At 73.1% G+C, this 19340-nt stretch carries 12 protein-coding genes and 3 pseudogenes; 6 read left to right on the forward strand and 9 right to left on the reverse strand.

Going from position 1 to position 19340, the window contains the following annotated elements:
* Window positions 1-8: 8 nt before the first annotated feature.
* Together Pma05_RS02735 and Pma05_RS02740 are read right to left on the reverse strand one after the other, a co-directional pair.
* On the reverse strand, window positions 9-1166 hold the full coding sequence (locus Pma05_RS02735) for a hypothetical protein (RefSeq protein WP_203855642.1): 1158 nt from the start codon (window positions 1164-1166) through the stop codon (window positions 9-11).
* Window positions 1167-1218: 52 nt separating this feature from the next.
* Window positions 1219-1833, reverse strand: a complete 615-nt coding sequence (locus tag Pma05_RS02740) for a TetR/AcrR family transcriptional regulator (RefSeq protein WP_203855643.1) — start codon at window positions 1831-1833, stop codon at window positions 1219-1221.
* Window positions 1834-1965: 132 nt separating this feature from the next.
* Between Pma05_RS02740 and Pma05_RS02745 the strand changes: the two genes are divergently transcribed.
* Together Pma05_RS02745 and Pma05_RS02750 are read left to right on the forward strand one after the other, a co-directional pair.
* Entirely contained in the window at window positions 1966-2259 is a 294-nt protein-coding gene (locus Pma05_RS02745; protein ID WP_203855644.1) for a PH domain-containing protein, read from the forward strand.
* 59 nt (window positions 2260-2318) lie between these two features.
* The gene (locus tag Pma05_RS02750) at window positions 2319-2948 is read left to right on the forward strand and encodes an NADPH-dependent FMN reductase (protein WP_203855821.1); all 630 of its coding nucleotides are present in this window, start codon (window positions 2319-2321) and stop codon (window positions 2946-2948) included.
* Window positions 2949-3122: 174 nt separating this feature from the next.
* Here Pma05_RS02750 and Pma05_RS02755 read toward each other — a convergent pair.
* Window positions 3123-3917: pseudogene (locus Pma05_RS02755) on the reverse strand (transposase); the annotation flags it as partial.
* A 423-nt stretch (window positions 3918-4340) separates the two neighbouring features.
* Complete coding sequence (locus tag Pma05_RS02760) at window positions 4341-4544, reverse strand: hypothetical protein (RefSeq protein WP_203855646.1); 204 nt, start codon at window positions 4542-4544, stop codon at window positions 4341-4343.
* A 457-nt stretch (window positions 4545-5001) separates the two neighbouring features.
* Here Pma05_RS02760 and Pma05_RS02765 point away from each other — a divergent pair, with 457 nt between their 5' ends.
* The 4 genes and pseudogenes from Pma05_RS02765 to Pma05_RS43885 form a co-directional block, all read left to right on the forward strand.
* The gene (locus tag Pma05_RS02765) at window positions 5002-6282 is read left to right on the forward strand and encodes a helix-turn-helix domain-containing protein (RefSeq protein ID WP_203855647.1); all 1281 of its coding nucleotides are present in this window, start codon (window positions 5002-5004) and stop codon (window positions 6280-6282) included.
* Window positions 6282-7319 (forward strand): 4-hydroxyphenylpyruvate dioxygenase, encoded by a 1038-nt coding sequence (gene hppD, locus Pma05_RS02770; RefSeq protein ID WP_203855648.1) that lies wholly within the window; start codon window positions 6282-6284, stop codon window positions 7317-7319. Before Pma05_RS02765 ends, hppD begins: the two co-directional genes overlap by 1 nt.
* Before the next feature lies 1 nt (window position 7320).
* Window positions 7321-8355 (forward strand): annotated as a pseudogene (locus Pma05_RS43880) (alpha-hydroxy acid oxidase); the annotation flags it as partial.
* 303 nt (window positions 8356-8658) lie between these two features.
* A pseudogene (locus tag Pma05_RS43885) lies at window positions 8659-9729 on the forward strand (aminotransferase-like domain-containing protein); the annotation flags it as partial.
* Between the two features lie 47 nt (window positions 9730-9776).
* Here Pma05_RS43885 and nth read toward each other — a convergent pair.
* The 5 genes from nth to Pma05_RS02800 form a co-directional block, all read right to left on the reverse strand.
* Window positions 9777-10529, reverse strand: a complete 753-nt coding sequence (nth, locus tag Pma05_RS02780) for an endonuclease III (protein ID WP_203855650.1) — start codon at window positions 10527-10529, stop codon at window positions 9777-9779.
* A 76-nt stretch (window positions 10530-10605) separates the two neighbouring features.
* Window positions 10606-11463, reverse strand: coding sequence for an orotidine-5'-phosphate decarboxylase (gene pyrF, locus Pma05_RS02785; protein WP_203855651.1), 858 nt, complete (start codon window positions 11461-11463; stop codon window positions 10606-10608).
* Window positions 11460-12182, reverse strand: coding sequence for an HAD family hydrolase (locus tag Pma05_RS02790; protein ID WP_203855652.1), 723 nt, complete (start codon window positions 12180-12182; stop codon window positions 11460-11462). The genes pyrF and Pma05_RS02790 overlap by 4 nt, the downstream gene beginning before the upstream one ends.
* On the reverse strand, window positions 12183-16139 hold the full coding sequence (locus Pma05_RS02795) for a non-ribosomal peptide synthetase (RefSeq protein ID WP_203855653.1): 3957 nt from the start codon (window positions 16137-16139) through the stop codon (window positions 12183-12185).
* Window positions 16136-19324 carry a non-ribosomal peptide synthetase gene (locus Pma05_RS02800; protein WP_203855654.1) on the reverse strand — a complete coding sequence of 1063 codons (3189 nt, stop codon included), beginning with the start codon at window positions 19322-19324 and terminating at the stop codon, window positions 16136-16138. The genes Pma05_RS02795 and Pma05_RS02800 overlap by 4 nt, the downstream gene beginning before the upstream one ends.
* Window positions 19325-19340: the final 16 nt, after the last annotated feature.

Genomic DNA, 19340 nt, shown 5'->3' on the forward strand with positions numbered 1-19340 from the left:
GCGGGCTTTCATCGCCCGGGTAGACGTCGACGCCGTCGGCGATCTCCTCTCGGTTGTAGGAGTAGTTGGGACGGCGCGTCGGCCAAGCGATCGCGATGATGTCGGCAGGTTGGCCACCGCCTCCGCCACCCGAGTGCGCCGGCCACGGCCGATTCGTGCCACTGGCGCCGGCCGCGCCGCCGCTGGCACGGCCGGCGGTCCGTGCGGCGCTTCGGCCGCTGAACGCGCGGGAGATCCCGCGGGTCAGCTGCTGCACGAGCACGACGCGCAGGATCATGCCCATCGGGTACGGCGGGGTGCGGGTGACGTAGCGGCTCATCAGCCCGGGGATCTTGACGATGCCCCACGGCAGGCACACCACGATGAGAAGGTTCAGGACCGCTGCGGGGTCGCCGACGGGTATCCGGCAGGCCAAGCACGCCCAGGTTGCTGTCCGGGTTGAGGAAGACCGTCAGCGTGGTGTGCAGGGCGACCGCCTGCAGGACCACGATGCCATTCGTGCCGAGAATCGCGTGCCACCACAGCTTGGCGCCACCTTCGGTCTGCTCGGTCCCGTGCAACGCCAGGGCGATCGGTGCAACGCCGACAGCAACGACGAGGAACCCGAGCCGGATGATCCACTGCACGAGGAGGATGCCGGTGAGCACGGCGATCAGCAGGCCGATGAGCAGCAGCAGGAAGCTGCCCGCGGTCGCGCCGGTCGGGCTGCCCAACGCGCTGACCGTGGTGTCCCGCAGCTGCTGCATCGAGCCGGGCGAGGTGATGTCCTGGCCGGTCAACGCGGCGGTCAACGCGTTGGCCAGCCCGATGACGGTGGAACAGATCGGGATGGCGTAGTTGGCGGCGATCAGGCCGATGACCAGGCGAGGGATCAGCTCGCCTGGCCCGACCCGGGATTGGATGGTGTCGCGGCCCATCACCAGGATGGCCGCCCAGAGGAACGCCAGCACGTAGCAGACGTTCACGATGTGAAGCGATGTGCTCGCGAACGCGGTGACCTGCGGCAGGCCGGTCACGTCCAGGCTGACGAACGCGGTGACCGACAGCAGTTCCCACAGGGCCTCCAGCACGCCGATCACCGTTTCGGCGAACCACTGGAGAATGGAGCCGATCAGCGTCGGCGTCCGAGCCCTACGCGCCCGGTTTCCGCAGGGCTCGAAGCTCACCGGACAACGCGATACGCCCGTCTGACCAGCCGGACGCCAGAAGTGTGCGTCCTTACTGGAGCAGGCTGTGTTCAGCGGTAGTAGTGAGCGCCTTCGCGACCTTGTCGACGGAGAGCTTGCGGCCGGTGTATAGCAGGTCGAAGCTCTCGAAGCTGGTTAGCAGCCAGAGCAGGTCTGTGGCATGGTCCACCGTCACGTCCGGGCGCAGCGCCCCGTGGTCGGCCAGGCGCTGCGCGAGGTGGGCCATGCCGCTGGCTCGGCCCTGCTCAAGTCGTTGGGTCGCTCCGCCGACTGCGGCGGCGTCGAGTTGGGCCATCGAGGACAGGACGCGGATCACGTCGCGGTTGGCGGCGTACATCTCGGTGACGCCGCGGATTCCGCCGCGCAGACCCTCGCGGGCGCTCGCGTGAGCTGACGCTTGAAGCATGCGTTCAAAACCGCCTCGCTGCAGCACATCCGCCCCGACGGCGTCGAACAGGCCGGCGCGCGAGCCGAAGGCCAGATAGACGGTGGGGCGCGCGACGCGGGCTAGTTGGGCGATGCGGTCAATGCTGACCGGCTCCGCCGGAGCCTCGCGCAGTCGCTGATACAGCGCGTCGAGGATGCGGCGTCGTGTCTCCTCAGCTGCCTCTGCCCGTAGGCGCTGCTCGTACTTGCGGGTGGCCATGACCAGCATCCTAGCATTAGCTTGACAAGCTGTATTCTGAAATACAGACTGTCTAGCGAAATCGGCTGGGCGTGCACCCCTGCATCCGGGAGAGCGTCCGGCGAAGGGTTCAACGACGTGAGGAGCAAGATCGTGCAGGTGATGATCCGCTGGAGGCTGAAGCCTGACGAGGTCGATCGCGAGTTGGAGTTGCTGCGCGCCGTCTATGAGGAGCTGGCCTCGGTTCAGCCAGACGACTTGCGCTACGCGACCTTTCAGCTCGAAGACAACGTGACGTTTGTGTCCTTCGTGGACCTGGCAGCCGGCCCGGAGCTGCTGCATCAGCTCAAGGCGTTTCAGCGCTACCGGAGGAGCCTCGACGACAGGTGCGACGAGCCGCCTGTCATGACGTTAATGCAGGAACTCGGTGCGTACCGCTTCCACTGACCGCGATGCGTCAACCCCACCGCGCCCCCAAACTCCCACGCGACCATCGAAAGGCGATCATGCAAGCACAAGTTGACCTGGCCGCCGTCCACCAGGCGGACCACACCACCCCGCCACGGGTGGCGATCATCGTTGGCAGCACCCGTCCGGGCCGCAAGGCCGACACTGTCGCTCTGTGGGTCCTCGACATCGCCGTCCGACGCGATGACGCGACCTTCGAAGTGGTGGACATCGCCGACCACGCGCTGCCCCACCTCAACGAACCCATCCCGGCCCGGCAAGGCCAGTACACCCACGCCCATACCCGCAACTGGGCTGAGAAGATCGGTTCGTTCGACTCGTACGTGTTTGTGACCCCGGAATACAACGGCTCAATCTCCGGCGCGCTCAAGAACGCCATCGACTTCCTCTACGCCGAATGGAACGACAAGGTCGCAGGGTTCATCGGCTACGGAATCCAAGGAGGCGTCCGGGCCGTCGAGCATCTGCGTCTGATCCTCAGCGACCTGAACGTCACCGACGTGCACCACACCATCGCCCTCACCCTCGCCGAGGACTTCGAGGACTACACCCGGTTCACACCGAGCGACCCGCAGGAGAAGAACCTCACCATCATGCTCGACGAACTGGTGACACAAACCCTCGCACTCCGGGGAGCCAGGTCGACCAAGCCGAAGTCGACCTCGTGAGAGCGGATGCCACCCAGCCCGCGCCAATCGTCCTCGGTAGCCGTCACCTGGCACGTGCCGTCCGTATCGGATGGCACAGGTCCTCGACAAACCAGATCGTCCCAGATCAGAAGGCACTTCCTCGTGTTGATCAAGAAACGAGGCAGCCCCTAACGAAGGGCCCAGGCCAACGCCTCACTCGTTCCTGACGCGCGGCGTCCGGTGGGTCATCGCGCTTCGCGTTCGGACCCGGAACGCACCGGTTGCCAAGTATGCGGATGTTCCGCGCCGAGGACCTCGGTCCGTCCGGCCTCGGCGGGCGTATCGGGCCGCCAGGTCGTTGGGGGAGACGATACGGTGCGCGGAGGGCGGCAGGCCGCTGTCGTCGCCATCCTCGCGCCAGCGCAGACGGCCAGCGCCGTCCCAGTGGTAGTTCTGGATCAGGATCCGACGCAGCGCCTGGACTTGGCGTCCGTCCAGTAAGGTGGGATGGTCGCGGGCCAGGTGCTCCAGCAGCCGCCGGGTGTCTGCCCCAGCGGTGTTGATCCTGGTCTTGGGCCGGGTGGGGTTCTTCCCCAGGCGCACCGGCCGGCCGTAGCGGTGGCCCCATTCCTCGTCGGCGAGGCCGGCCAGCGCGTGGTCGGCGGTGCTGGCGAGTTCCTCGAGGGCGGCGCGCACCGCTTCGGTGACCAGTTCGAGGCGGGTCAGGTCGCGCACGGCGGCCGGGACGTGGGTGGAGTCGGTGCGCTGGGTGGTCCGCCCGCGGACCAGGCCGGTCTCCTTGAGTCGGGCCAGACCGAGGTCGAGAAGCCGATCGGTCCGGCCCTCCTCGAGCAGTCGGTCGCGGAAGTCAGTGAGCACGCTGTGGTGGAAGCCCGGGTCGTCAAGGTCGAGGCCGAGGGCGTATTTGAGGTCGAGACGGCAGCGTACGGCCTCGGCGGCGTCGCGGTCGGAGAGTCCTAGCAGGAGCTGAAGCACGCTCACCCGTGGCCAACTGTGCGGGCGAGAGGCCGGGACGGACGTTGTCCATCCGCTGAATCGTCATGCTGGGTCTCCTCGGTGTTGTACGGCCACGGGGACCGCTTCCGTGCCTGGGACGGAGTTGCCAGGCCGTTCTCGACATCCTTCCAACATCTTCTTCGGGAACCTCTGACGAGGGACTCCGGTCACGATCCTGCGCGCCCGGTCGCGTCCGCTGGCCACGATCGCCGTCCGACGGCGCGTCAGGAGCTGAATCGCGCCTCGGGGAAGACCGGGTTCGGGCCGTCGGTGTCGGGACCCCGGACACGCGTGAGCCCGCGCCGTTTCGGCGCGGGCTCGTGCAATGAATCTATTTCCACCTCCCCGTGCGGTCCGGCGAGGTCGGAGGCGGTGCGTGAGCGCCGCGCGGTTCAGGTTGAACAAGGTGCAATGTCAGCCGGCGTGGTCCCACGGCCAATCGTCGGTCGGGTCGCCGGGGTCGTCGGGGTGGGCGACGACCGTGATGGCCCCCTTCTCGGCGAGACAGGAAGCGGGTGCCGCGCAACCTTCCGCGGCCGGCACGGAGGCGGCGACGGTGAGCGGCAGGAGGGCGCCTGTCACCAGTACCGGAACAAGCAGTCGGAGCCTGAGTCGCATGGGGTGATCCTCTCTTGAAGGGTCGCATTTCGCGGGCGTCGAAGGTTGCCTTCTGGCGCCCATCTCGGGGCTGCCAGCCGGCTCGGCGTTGGTAGAGGCATCCAGGTCATTGACCGGCATTCACCGGCCACCATGTCGCGTCAGGCTGGGGCAGCCGCTGCGGTGGCAGCGGAGGCGGGCCACGCCGGCGAGGACGGGGCGCGGCGCCTTGGTGAGCTGTGGCATCAGAGGTAACCCTTCGGGAGATGTCCCCGACGTGACTTGGACTTGACTTCAGTTAACCGCGTGATGACTACAGTATGCATGACCGTCACGTCGAGGCAAGGCCCCGTCACGAACTTTCACACCGCCGAGACACCGACCAACCGCAGCAGATCGCTTCCTATCCATGCGGTTGACTGGAGTCAGGAAGCCGTTACAGTAGTAACGTAACTCCAGTTGATGAGGCGGTGTGAGGGTGGATCGACGGACGGAGTTCGGGCGGCGGCTGCGGACGCTGCGGGAGTCGAAGGGCCTCACGCAGCGCGAGCTGGCCGGGGACTTCGTCACGCCGAGCTACGTCTCCCGGCTCGAGGCGGGACGGCGCCGAGCCACACAGGATGTGCTCCGCAACCTGGCCACCGCGCTCGACATGACCGTGAGCGATCTGCTCGGCGAACCGCCCACCGACGCCGGAACTCCGTCCCCGGACACGTCCCTTCTCCAAGAGGTGCTGAGCCCGCACCCGGAGGACGCCGAGGACTACGCGGCCGCCTCGGCGGCCCTCGCTGTCACCTGGCGAGCGGCCCGGGCGGCCGGCGACTTCCACCTCGCCGCCACGTCCGGGATGCGCCGACAGCGCATCCTCGCCGCACTCGACGACGGGACGGCCCGGGTCGAGCTGTTGGACGAGCTGGCCGCCCTGCCCCAGATCGGCCGGCACCCGTGGCTGCACATCATGGTCGAGGCGAACCGGGCAGCCGAACTGCTCGCCTGCGGCGATCTCCGCCGCGCGCGCGAGTTGGCCACCGCCGCCGCGGAACGGATCGGCGACACGATGCTGGCGCACACCGCCACTCACGTCGAGGTGCTCGCCGTCCTCATCGCCATCCTCGTCGAACAACTGGAGACCGAACCGGCGCGAACGGCGATCGACAGGTTGCTCCGGGTCGCCCAATCCACCGGCCGCTCCGCGGTGATCGGCCGAGCCCACGAGGCCGCCGCGCTGGCACTCGCCCGGATGGGTTTCCCGGAGCAGGCCCGCGACCACCTGGACCGCGCCCACCGCACACCGATGCTGCCCACGCACCCGCTGCATGAGTGGATACGGCTGTGCCGGACCTCCACCTCGGTCCTGCTCGACACCGGCGGCGATCTCGCCGACGTTGGCAACTGGCTACAGAACGCCGAGACCGCCGCACGCCTGGTCGCGCTGCCCGTGGAGCGGCGTCGGGTGCTCCTGCTGCGGGCCCGGTACGAACTGGCGGCCGGGCTCAGCGCGCGCTGCCTGCGCACCACCGACCTCATCCTGAGCGACCCCGGCGGACTGGCGCATCTGGACAAGGTGCGCACCCGCGTCACCCGGGCCCGGGCGCTCGCCCTGGCCGGACAGCGCGCCGAGGCCGTCCGGGACCTGCGCGAACTCGCGCTCCTCGCCGAGGACCTGCACTCCTACCGAATGGCGGTGCAGATCTGGCGGGACATCGATCACTTGCGCGCGCCGGACGAGCCGGCCCGCCGACCGGAGGGAGAGCCCTGATGACCGTACGCACGATCAGCCATGTGGAGCTGATGACCGAGGACGCGGACGCCGCACTCGGCTACTTCGTCTCGGCCTTCGGGTTCACCCCGGTGGCCCGGGCCGAGCGACCGGACCGGACCTCGACCCTGCTGCGCGGCGGGCTGAACATCGTGGTCACGGCGCCGCGCGGCACCGGTCCGGTCCGGGACTACCTGGACGGGCATGGTGACGGCATCGCCGACATCGCGTTCACCTGTGACGACCCCGCCGACGTCATGCGGCGCGCGATCGCCGCCGGAGCGCGGGCATTCCCGGCCGGGACGTTGGGCGCGCCGGCAGTCGAGGGATTCGGCGCGGTCCGCCACACCCTGCTGTCCACCTCCGTCACCGATCCCGGCTGGCTGCCGGGCGCCGGATGGCACCGGCTCGGCCCGGTCCCGCCGGTCGGCGCCGACCTGGGTCTGGACCACGTCGCCGTGTGCCTGGCCGCCGGCACCCTGCGCGACACCGTCGCGCACTACGAGCGCGCGTTCGGGTTCGAGTGGTTCTCCGGCGAGTACATCGAGGTCGGCGCGCAGGCGATGGACTCGATCGTGGTCCGTACCGGCGACGGCGCGACGTTCACCATGATCGAGCCTGACCCCACCCACGAGCCCGGCCAGATCGACGACTTCCTGCGCGGCAACAACGGGCCGGGCGTACAGCACCTCGCCTTCACGGTGTCGGACATCGTGGCGGCGGTACGCGAGCTGTCGTCCCGCGGGGTGGGCTTCGCGCGGACGCCGGGCTCCTACTACGACACCCTGCAGGCCCGCGTCGGGCACCTCGACGAGCAGCTCGGCGACCTGCGCGAGACCAGCGTGCTGGCCGACCGGGACGAGTGGGGGTACCTGCTGCAGATCTTCACCCGCCCGCCGCACTCCCGGCCGACGCTGTTCTACGAGCTGATCCAGCGGCACGACGCCCGCGGCTTCGGCTCGAACAACATCCGCGCGCTGTACGAGGCGGTCGAGCGGCTGCGCGCCGAGTCGCTCAGCGGGTCGGGCCGGGCCTGACATGACGTACCTGGGAATGGCCGCCCTGGCCACCCGGGCGCAGCCGCTGTTCGACCCGGCGGCCTGGGACTTCGTGGCGGGCGGATCGGGTGACGAGCGCACCCTGGCGGCGAACCGGACGGCGTTCGAGGCGATCCGGCTGCGTCCCCGGATGCTGCGCGGGATCGCCGCCGCCGACCCCGCCGTCCTGGTGTTCGGCCGGCGCTGGTCCGCGCCGGTGGGGGTCGCGCCGATGGCCTACCACGGTCTGGCTCATCCGGGCGGCGAGTCGGCGACGGTGGCCGGGGCCGGCGCGGCCGGGCTGCCGGTGATCGCCGCGATGCTCTCCGGGCACCCGCTCGAGGAGCTGGCCGCCGCAGCCCTGAGTCCACTGTGGCTTCAGCTCTATCCGCTGCGGGACCGGTCCGTCACCGCCGACCTGCTGGCGCGCGCGGAAACGGCCGGCGTCGAGGCGATCGTGCTCACCGTGGACGCGCCGCGGCTGGGCGACCGCCGCCGGGACAGGCGGTCCGGCTTCCGGCTGCCGCCCGGCCTGGCCCCGGCCAACCTGGCCCCGTACCCGGTGACGGCCGACCCGTCCGACCCGGCGGCGCACACCGCGGCGGCCTTCGAGCCGGCGATCGGCCCGGAGTACGTGGCCTGGCTGGTGTCGCGCACCCGGCTGCCGGTCGTGGTGAAGGGCGTGCTGCGCGGCGACGACGCGACTCTGGCGGTGGAGTCCGGCGCGGCCGGTGTCCTGGTGTCCAACCACGGCGGGCGGCAACTGGACGGGGCGATCGCGGCGGTGGACGCCGTCGCAGACGTCGCGGCGGCGGTGGACGTACCCGTCTTCGTCGACGGCGGCGTCCGCGGCGGCGCCGACGTCCTGGCCGCGTTGGCCCGGGGCGCGACCGCGACCTTCGTCGGTCGGCCGGTCCTGCACGCGCTCGCCGTGGGCGGCGCGTCCGAGGTGCAGCAGGCACTGGCCGGGCTCACCCAGGAGTACGCCGACGCCCTGCTGCTCGCCGGCTGCCGGAACAGCGATGATGTCGACCAGTCCCTGCTCGCCGACGGATCCGGCCACGCGGCGGCGGGCCGGGCGGTGACCGAGGGACGCCTCGCCGGCCACCGCAGCGGCCCGGGCGACCTGGATGCCGGCCTCCTGCACGGCAGCGTCACCGACCCGCTGCTCGACACGATGACCTTCCTCAACGAGGTGACCGAACGGTTCCCGGACGCGGTCTCGTTCGCGCCCGGGCGCCCGTACGACGCCGAGTTCTCCCTCGACGACGTACTGGCCGACGTCCGCGCGTACGTCGATCACCGGGCTGCCGGCGACGACCCGGGTGCGGCGGAGCGGAGTCTGCTGCAGTACGGCCCGACGAGCGGGCTCGTCGGCGACCTGATCGCCCGGCTGCTGGCGTCGTCCGAGGACGTCCACGTGCCGCCGGAGTCCATCGTGGTCAGCGTCGGCGCGCAGGAGGCGCTGCTGCTCGCGCTGCGGACGCTGTTCGCCTCCCGGGACGACGTGCTGGTGGTGCCAGGCTCCTGCTACGTCGGCGTCTCCGGGGCGGCGCGGCTGCTCGACCTGACCGTCCGGCCGGTTCGCGAGACCGCGGACGGGATCGACCTCGGCGAACTCGACCGGGTGGTCCACGCCGAGCGGGCGGCCGGACGCCGGGTACGGGCCTGCTACGTCGTCCCGGACGCCGCCAACCCGTCCGGCGCCACGCTGAGCCGGGCGGACCGGGTCGCCCTGCTGTCCGCGGCCCGACGGCACGACTTCCTGATCCTCGAGGACAGCCCGTACCGGGTGTTCACCGGGCCGGACCCGATGCCGTCGCTGAAGTCGCTCGACACCGGCCGGCGCGTGGTGCAGATCGGCTCGTTCGCCAAGACCGCCTATCCCGGGCTGCGGGTCGGTTATCTGGTCGCCGACCAGACCGTGCGCCGCCCGGACGGGCGCCGCACGATGCTCGCCGCCGAGATCGCCAAGGTACGCAGCATGGTCACCTGCAACGCACCCGGCCTGGCCCAGGCGGCGCTCGGCGGATTCCTGCTGCGGCACGACTTCCGGCTCGACAAGGCGACCGCGACCGCCGCCGCGCACTACCGGCAGACGCTGGACGAGGTGCTCCGGACGCTGGACGAGTGCTTCCCGGCCGGCGAGCGCGAGCGGCTCGGCGTCGGGTGGAACGTCCCCGACGGGGGCTTCTTCCTGCGGCTGCGCGTCCCGTTCCGGGCGGACGAGGCGGCGCTGCGGCGCAGCGCCACGGAGTACGGGGTGATCTGGACCCCGATGGCGTTCTTCGCCCTGGACGGCGGCGGCCGCGACGAGATCCGACTGTCGTGCTCCGCGCTTGACCCGGCCCGGGCCCGCGACGGGATCCAGCGGCTCGCCCGGATGATCCGGGACCAGCACCAGAGCTGACGCGTCCGCCGCCGCCCCGGTTCACGGAACGGCGGCGGGCCACGGCGTCAGGACTTGACCAGACCCGCCGCGCGCTCCGGGTCGGTCTCGCCGACGCCGTACGACGGGCACAGCGCGGCGAGCGGGCAGGCGCCGCAGGCGGGCTTGCGGGAATGGCAGATCCGCCGGCCGTGCGCGGTCGCCCGGTCGGCCAGCGGCGCCCAGTCCCGGCGTGGGAACAGCGGGACGACCTCCGCCTCCACGTCGGCCGGATCCCAGGCGTCGGTCCATCCCCAACGCGCCGAAAGCCGGCCCACGTGGGTGTCCACGGTGAGCGCGGGGCGTCCGTACGCGTTGGCCAGAACCATGTTCGCCGTCTTGCGGCCGACCCACGGGATGGCGACCAGGGCGTCCAGCGTCCGGGGCACCCGACCCCGGTGTTCGGACACCAGCCGCCGGGCGACCTTCTGGACGGCCTCGGTCTTGAGCCGGTAGTAGCCGACCGGACGCAGCATCTCCTCAAGGCCGGCCGGGTCGGCTCCGGCCAGCGCTGCCGCGTCCGGGTACGCCGCGAACAGCTCCGGCGTCACCGAGTTGACCCGTTCGTCCGTGGTCTGCGCGGCCAGCACCCCGGCCACCAGTAGCTGGAACGGGTCGCCCCAGCGAAGCTGCAGGCGGGCGCCGGGGTGCCGCTCGGCGAGGATCCGGTGGATCTGCCGGGCCCGCCGGACCAGACCCAGGCGGGTCTCCCCCGCCCGGGCGGTGAAGTGCTTCGACGGCCCGCCCTCACGTTCCGGCCGGACCAGTACGCCGCTGGTCATGCCTCCTCCTCCTCGCTCCGCTCGTCGGCGTCATGACCTTTGAGCCTGGGCTGGCTGATGCCCTCGCTCCGCTCGGTCATGCCGGCACCTCCACAGCGCTCAGCCGCGTGGCCCCCTCGGCCTGCCAGGCAGACAGCGAACGGCGCAGCGCGGCCGGGTCCGGACCGTGCCGCAGCACCCCGGTGGTGACCGTCAGCATGGCCCGTCCCGGTCGGAGCAACCCGCACGGCCCGACGACCTCGTCCGGATCGCGATCGGCCCGCCCGAGCCCGGGCACCTCGGCCACCGCACCGCCCAGCCGTCCCAGCAGGTCGGTGGACTCGGGGGCGCGGGCGCCGACCACCGCCGCGGCCGGACCGGCGTCGCCGTACCCGTCGTTGGCCGTGGCCACCGCGTCGGCCAGATGCTGGGCGACGGTCCGCCCGTCCGGCAACACCGCGGTCTGCGCCTCGGTAGCGCCGTGGTTGGAGGTGCGCACCAGGACGAACACCGCCGTGCCGGTGCGGTGCGCGTGGCGCAGCAGCGGCGCCAGGGTGCCGAACCCCATGAACGCGGCAACGCTCACCGCGTCCGCCCGCAGCACGCTGTCCGGTCCCAGAAAGGTCGCGGCCAGGTCCGCCATGGTGTCGTCGGCGTCGCCGCGCTTGGCGTCGGCCAGGACGAGCATGCCGCGGTCGTGAGCGGCGTCGGCGAACTCGCCCAGCAGCTCCAGACCGGCGGGACCGAGTCGCTCGAAGAACGGGGTTTGTACCTTCACGGCGCCGATCCGGTCGCCCGCCGCGTCGAGCACGATCCGGCAGTAGGCGCGGGCGCCGGCCAGGTCCGGGGATAGATCCCAGGCCCGCAGCCACTTGTGTGACGGCGCCACACCGAGGCAGAGCGGGCCGCGGTGGGCGGCGAGGCGGGCCCAGCGATGGGCGAACGGCGTTGTCACGGGCAGGTTCCTTCCGGGGCGGGTACGAACAGCGGGACGAGTTCGGCCAGGCCGGTCAGCACCGGCGGGCCCGGTTCGGCGCCGGTGGCCGCGCGGTCCAGCCAGTAGCCGGTCAACCCGGCGGCGGTGGCCGCCCGGGCGTCGTGGTCGAGGTGGTCGCCGACGTACGCGGCCTCGGCGGGCGCTACGCCCAGCGCCGCGCAGCCGGCCCGGAAGATGCCCGGGTCGGGCTTGCCCACGCCGCCCGCGTCGTCCACGCACACCATCGCCTGGAGCCGGTCGCGCAGGCCGACGAGGCGCAGCCGGCGGTCCTGGTTGGCGTGGCCGCTGTTGCTGACCGCGCCGAGCCGGATACCGCCGGCGCGCAGGGCGTCGAGCGTCGGTCCGGCATCCGGGAACGCGCGCAACGCCCGCTCGCAGTGCCGCAGGTATCCGGCGAACCAGGCGTCGGCCGCGGCCGGTCCGGCGGCGAGCGGGAGACCCAGGTCGGCGCAGACCGCGCGGGCGCGGTGGCGGCGCTGCTCCGGAAAGGTCAGGTCGCCTGCGGTGAACCGGGCGAAGAAGTGTGCGCCCCAGAACCGCCAGCGTTCCTGCGCCACCGCGAACTCCGTTGGGCCGAGATCAGGCCGCAGGTCGGCGAGATGGCGGCGGAAGCCCTCCGAGTCCGCGCCGCGGAAGTCGAGGAGGGTGTCGTCCACGTCGAACAGGACCGCGCGCATCTACGGCTCCCGGCCCGCCGCCACGGCCCGGATCAGCCGAGCGGTGAGTTCGGCGCCCGGGCCGGACACGACGTCGTAGTGATCGGCCCCCACCCGGGACACGTGCAGGGATTCGGAGAGCGCGCGCCACCGGTCCAGGTCGGGCCGGTGGTCACCGGCCACCACCAGGTGCACGGGGCCGGGGTGGGGACGCGGCCGGAAGGCGCGCAGGGCGCGGTCGTTGCCGGCGAAGGTCGCCCACCGCTCGGCGAGCACGTCCGTGGTGAGCCCGATGTCCGGCAGGTCGCGCAGCACCCCCGCCAGCACCTCGTCGACCGGCTGATCGTCCGCGTCCGGCGGCAGCACCGGCGGTTCGGCGCCGAGCAGCCGGGCGAGGTCGTACACGAAGGACTGCAGGGTCGAGTACGGGCCGTCCGGTGCGCCCAGCTCGTCCGGCAGGCCGGAGTCGATCGCGACCACCGGCAGCGTGGTCCCGGTGCGCTCGCGCATCCGGCGGGCCAGTTCCAGCGCGACCACGCCGCCCATCGACCAGCCGGCGAGCACGCCCGGCGCGTCCGGGCCGAAGGCGATCAGCTCGGCGAGGTACCGGTCGGCCATCCCGCCGACGTCCGGCACCGGGCCGGGCGCGCTGGCCAGGGCGTGCACCGGATGCCCGGCGAGATGCCCGGTGAGTTCGCGATAGCCGAAGACCGAGCCACCGACCGGGTGCACCAGCACGATCGGCGCACCCGCACCCTCCCGCCGCAAGGTCACCAGGCTGGTGCGGCTCGCGGACCGGTCCGAGACGGATCGGAGCCGGGCGGCCAGCTCGGCCACGGTGGGATTCTCGAACAGCGCGGCGGGCGGCAGGTCGTAGCCGATCTCGCGGGCCCCGGTGGTCACCCGGATCGCCAACAGCGAGTTGCCGCCGAGGTCGAAGAAGTCGTCGTGCACGCCCACGGTTTCCCGGCCGAGCGCGGCCGCCCAGATCCGGACCAGTGTCTCCTCGGTGGCGTCGCGCGGTGGCCGGCCCGCCACGACCGCCCGCTCGGGTGCGGCGGCGGCCCGGCGGCGCAGGGCCGCCCGGTCGACCTTGCCGTTCCCGGTGACCGGGAACGCCGGCACCGGGATCAGCCGGTCCGGGATCATCGGCCCGGGCAGCCGGCCACGGCAGTGCGCGCGGACGTCGTCCGGGTCGGCGTCGCCGAGCAGGAAGCCGGCCAGGTAGTGGGTGCCGCCGCGGGGCACGGCGACGACCGCCGCACCGGTAACGTCGGGGCAGCCGGCCAGAACCGCCTCCACCTCCCCCGGCTCGACCCGGTACCCGCGGATCTTGATCTGGTCGTCGGCGCGGCCGATGTACTCCACCGTGCCGTCGTCGTGTTGCCGGCCCAGGTCGCCGGTGCGGTACAGCCGGGCGCCGGCCGGACCGTACGGGTCCGGGACGAACCGGTCCGCGGTCAAGCCGGGCCGGCCGTGGTAGCCGCGGGCAAGCTGCACGCCGCCGAGATACAGCTCGCCCGCCGCGCCGGGCGGGACCGGGCGCATTCGGGCATCCAGCACGTACATAGTGGTGTTGGCGATCGGCCGTCCGATGCGGACGATGGTGGAATCCGTCGGGATCGGGTGGCACGTGACCGCGATCGCCGCCTCGGACGGCCCGTACGAGTTGAGCAGCGGCACGCCGAGCCGGCTGTGACAGCGCCGGACGAGTTCCCGCGGCAGCGCCTCGGCGCCGACCACCACGGTCCGCAGCGTCGCGCAGCCGCTGAGGTCGGCCTGGTCGAGCAGTGCGCGCAGCACCGACGGCACGATGTCCGCCACGGTCACCCGGTGCGTGGCCATGGTGTCCAGGAGCCCGCTCGGATCGGCGCCGTCCGGGGCCGGGACGACGGTGGCGCCGCTGGTCAGCGCGAGGAAGACCTCCTCCAGCGCGAGGTCGAACCCGCCGGCCGCCTGGTGCAGGACCCGGTCGCCGGGACCCAGCCGGATCACACCGGCCGCGGTGCGGATCTCGTTGCTGAACCCGGCGTGGGTGTTGACGACGGCCTTGGGGACGCCGGTCGAGCCGGAGGTCGAGATGAGGTACGCCGCCGACTGCGGGTGCAGCGCGACGTCGAGCGGGGTGTCCGGGACGTCCGGGCCGGTCTCGGTGTCCGCGGCCGTGCTGAGCGTGAGCAGAGCACCGGCGTCGGCGATCTGCCCGGCCCGGCGCTCCGCCGGGGCGAACGGGTCGAGGGCGAGCACCGCGGCGCCGGATTTCAGCACGGCGAGCAGCGCCACGACACGTTCCGGCCCGCGGGGCAGGGCGACCCCGACGCAGGTGCCGGGTCCGGCGCCGCGGGAGACGAGGGCCCGGGCCAGGCGGTTGGCCCGGCGGTCCAGGCCACCGTAGGTCAGGGCGCCACCGGTCCAGCACACGGCGACCCCGTCCGGGTCGGCAGCGGCCCGCGCCTCGACCAGGGCGTGCACCCGGAACTCCGGCTCGTCGCCAGTCGCCGTGTCGTTCCAGGCGTACAGGGCCCGCTCCCGCTCGGCCGGGTCGAGCAGGTCGGCGTCCGCCACCGGACGGTCCGGGTCCGCCAGGACGGCGAGGGCGCGCCGGTACGCCGCCGCGAACCGGGCCACCGCGTCCGGCCCGAACCGGGTGCCGTCCCAGCTCCAGATCGCGGTGCACGTGCCGCCCTGGTCGACGATGTTGAGGGCCAGGTCGAACGGCTCGTGCGCGACGTCGACGTCCACGGTGGACGCGGGGTGGCCGGCGAACGTCTCCCGGGCCGGCTCGGTGCGGAACGTGCTGAACGAGGCGTGGAACGGCAGCCGGCCGGCCGGGCGCCCGTCGCGCAGCGCATCGGTCAGGTGGTCGAACGGGAGGTCCTGGTGGCCGAGCGCGGTCAGCGACTCGCGCCGGGCGGCAAGCACGAGGTCGCGCACGGTGGCGCCGGGTTCGACGCGCAACCGGACGATCACGTTGTTGCTGAAGAAGCCGATCAGCCCGGCCACGGCGGGGTCGGTGCGGCCCGCCGTCGGCATCCCGACCAGCAGGTCGTCGCTGCCGCTGAAACGGTGCAGGACCAGGGTGTACGCGGCGAGCATCGGGGCGAGCAAGGTGCTGCGGGTCTCGGCGGCGAGCGCCCGGGCCGGCTCGACGAGCGCGGCGGGCAGGTGGCCGTCGACGAGGATGTCGCCCGAGCCGCGACCGTTCGCGCGTGGCCGCCCGGTGGGCAGGTCCAGGCGGGCGGGGGCGTCGCGCAACGCGTCGGCCCGGTCGTTGGCCACCGCGCGCAGCCGCTCCGGCGGCCACGCCCGGCGCTCGGCCACGGCGACGTCGCGGTACTGCCGGTCGGGCGGCGGCGGGTCGTAAGGGCGTCCGGCCGCGAGCGCGGCGTAGCAGTCGCTCAGCTCGGTCCGGGCGATCTCGAACGACCACGCGTCGGCGGCGACGTGGTGGGTGGCGAAGGACAGCACGGTACGGTCGCCGGGCAACCGAATCAGCCGACCCCGGGTCATCGGGCCGCTGCTCAGGTCGTACCCGCGGCTGAAGTCGTCGCGCAGCACCTCCTGGACGCGCGCCTCGGCCTCGTCCTCCGGAACGCCGCGCAGGTCGTTGACGCGAAGCGGCGGGTCCTCGTCGGTGACGATCTGCCGGACGGTGCCGTCGCGCTCGGCGAAGCGGGTGCGCAGCACCTCGTGCCGGGCGCGCAGCCGGCGTATCGCCTCGGCCACGAGGTCCGGGTCGAGCGGCGCCTCGACCCGGAGCGCGATCCCGGTGGCGTACAGGACCGAGTCGGGATACAGCCGGTCGTGTACCCACAGGCGTTCCTGGGCGAACGACAGCGGGGCCTCGGCCGGGGTGGGTGTGAGCGCGGCCGGGCCGGGGCGCGGGGCGACGGCGGGGAAACCGCCGCCCCGCAGCCGCCGGGTGAGCAACGCCTGCTGGGCCGGGGTGAGCCGGACCGGGCTGCGGGCGACCGTCATGACAGCCTCCGTAGCTGCTCGTCGGCCTCGTCGTCGCCGAGCGCCAGGATCTGGGCCACCAGCAGCTCCTCGACCAGGGCGGCCTGCTCGGTGACGGTCTGCCGCTCGAACAGGCCGTTGAAGGCCACCTCGACGCCGAATTCGGACCCCAGCGCGAACGCGAGCCGGGCCAGGGTCAGCGAGTGGCCGCCCAGGTCGAAGAAGTTCGCTGTCGCCGGCACCGTGTCCAGGCCGAGCAGTTCGGCCCAGATCCGGGCGACGACCTCCTCGGTGGGGCCTTGCGGCCGGTCTGCCGGGTCGCCGGTCACCGGGCCGGGTTCGGGCAGGGCGGCCCGGTCGACCTTGCCGGTCGGGGTGAGCGGGAAGGCGTCGAGGGTCACGAACAGCGACGGGACCATGTAGTCGGGCAGTCGTTCACGCAGCGCCGCGCGCAGCGCGGCGGGGGCGGGCACGTCGCCGGTCAGGTACCCGATCAGCCGGGCGTCGCCGCTGGCGTCCCGGCCCGCGGTGACCACCGCACCGGTGACGCCCGGGCACGCGGTCAGGGCCGCCTCCACCTCCGCAGCCTCGATCCGGAAGCCGCGGACCTTGATCTGGTGGTCGTCGCGGCCGAGGAACCGCATCCGCCCGTCCGGTCCGACCCGGACGATGTCGCCGGTGCGGTACATCCGGCTGCCCGGCGGTCCGTACGGGTCGGGCACGAACTGCGCCGCGGTCCGGGCCGGCAGCCGTGGGTAGCCGTGCGCGAGCGCGGGGCCGCCGATCACCAGCTCGCCCGGCGCGCCGGGTGGCACCGGCCGCAGCCGGGCGTCCAGCACGTACATGGTGTGGCTGGTCAGCGGCCAGCCGATCGGGGTGTTCGCGGCGTCCCCGCCGAGCCGGTGCAGCGACGCGAAGATGGTCGCCTCGGTCGGGCCGTACGAGTTGTACGCCTCGGCGACGTGCTCGCTCAGCCAGGCCGCGACGGTGGCCGGCATCGCCTCGCCGCCGCAGAGCACCTGGATGCCGGGGTCGGGCCGCCAGTCGAGCTGCGCCAGCAGGCGCCACAGCGACGGCGTGGCGTGCACGGTGCTGGGCCGCCACGCGTCGATCAGGGCCGCCAGCGCGCCGGGCTCGGTCGCCTGCACGGCGTCGGCGACGTAGACGTGACCGCCTGCGGTGAGCGGCAGCAGCAGTTCGAGCTGGGCGACGTCGAACGCGACGGTGCTGACCGCCACGAACCGGGTGTGCCGGCCGAACCGCAGCTCCTCGCGGAGTGCGCGGAACACCCGGGACAGGGCGGCGTGCGGTACCGCGACGCCCTTGGGCCGACCGGTCGACCCGGATGTGTAGATCAGGTACGCGGGCTGCTCGGGTGAGCGCGGCACCGGATCCGGGACGGCGTCCGGGCGTTCCGCGTCCACCTCGACCACCGGGATCCCGTCCGCCAGCCCGGCCGGCGCGCCGTCGGTGACCAGCGCCCGGGCGCCGCAGTCGTCCAGCACGTAGCGCAGCCGGTCGGCCGGATGCGCGGGGTCGAGCGGCACCCAGGCGGCGCCGGTACGGGCCACGGCGAGCAGCACCGCGGGCAGCTCGGCCCGCCGGCCGACCAGCACGCCGACCCGGTCGCCGGACCGCACGCCGAGGCTCTGCAGGTGGGCGGCGAGGCGGTCGGCGTACCCGGTGAGCCAGGCGTGGTCGCGCTCACCGTTCGCGTCGGACACCGCCGGGCCGGGTCCGGCCGACCACACCGCCGTGCACAGGTCGGTGCCGGCGTCTTCGCCGCGGACGCCGGCCCGGCCGTGGCGCAGCAGGTCGTCGTGCTCGACCGGGGTCAGCACGGGCAGGTCGGCGACCAGACCGGCGGGGGCGGCCACCGCGGCGGCGACCAGACCTGAGAAGCGCCCAGCCAGCGCGGCCACCGTGCCTGCGTCGAAGAGTTCGTCGTCGTAGGCCCACACCGCAGCGATCCCTCCGTCGGCGGTACCGGTCAGGTCCAGGGCGAGGTCGTACAGCGCGACGCCGCCGGGCAGGTCGTACGGGGTGACGGTGGCCCGGCCCAGCGAGCCCAGGCCGGGCTCGGCGGGCCGGTACGAGAAGGTGGTCTGGAACAGCGGTGTCACGCCGGTACCGCGCGCCGGCGCGACCGCTTCGACGAGGCGCTCGAACGGCACCTCGGCCTCGAAGGCGGCGAGTACCCGGAGGTGCTCGGCGGCGATCAGCTCGGACACCGTTCCGGCGGCGCCGATGTCGCCGCGCACCACCAGCATGTTGAGGAAGCACCCGATCAGCCGGTCGATCTCGGGCCGGCCGCGCCCGGCGGCCGGGATGCCGATCACCACGTCGCCGGTCCCGGCATGCCGGCCGAGCAGCACCCGGCACAGGGCGAGCAGCAGGGTGAACGGGCTGACCTTCGCGGCCCGGGCGGCGGCGTACACCCGCGCGGCGAGGCCGGGCGGCAGCGTGCTGCGGTGGAAGGCGCCCAGGCCGGTGCGGGTGGCCGGGCGGGGCCGGTCGTGCGGCAGTTCCAGGCTGTCCGGAGCGCCCTCCAGCGCCCGCCGGGCCGCCTCGACCCGCGCCGGCAGGCGGTCGCCGCGCGCCTGGGCGTGCTGCCACAGGGCGTAATCGGCGTACTGGACCGGCAGCTCGGGCAGGTCGGCCGGGCGGTTCGCCAGCCCGGCCGCGTACGCCTCGCGGACCTCGTCGAAGAGCAGGCCGACCGACCACGAGTCGGAGGCGATGTGGTGGACGGTGAGCACCAGCACGGCGTCGTGCGGGCCGCGCGGGATGAAGCGCACCCGCAGGGGCAGGTCGGTCTCCAGGTCGTAGCGGTACTCGGCGGCCGTTGCCGGGTCCAGGTCCGGGTCCACCACGAAGTCGACGGCCGCGCCGGCCGCCACGATCTGCACCGGCCCGTCGGCGCCCGGCCGGTACCGCGTCCGGAGCACCTCGTGCCGATCGACGACGGACTGGAAGGCGTCCCGGAGCCGGTCCGCGTCGACCGGGCCGCTCAGCCGCACAGCCAGCGGGACGCAGAACTGCTCCGGCCGGGTGGCCATCCGGTCGGCCAGCCAGAGACGCTGCTGTGCGAAGGACAACGGCGCCGGGGCCGCCGGGTCGCGGCGCGGTACCGGGCGGGCCTGCCGGGCGAGCAGGCGTTCGGCGAGGAGCCGGCGTCGATCGCCGGTCAGCGTCGGTGCGGACATCGGGTCTCCTGCGGTC

It is taken from the genome of Plantactinospora mayteni (assembly GCF_016862935.1).
GTDB classification, from domain to species: Bacteria; Actinomycetota; Actinomycetes; order Mycobacteriales; family Micromonosporaceae; genus Plantactinospora; species Plantactinospora mayteni.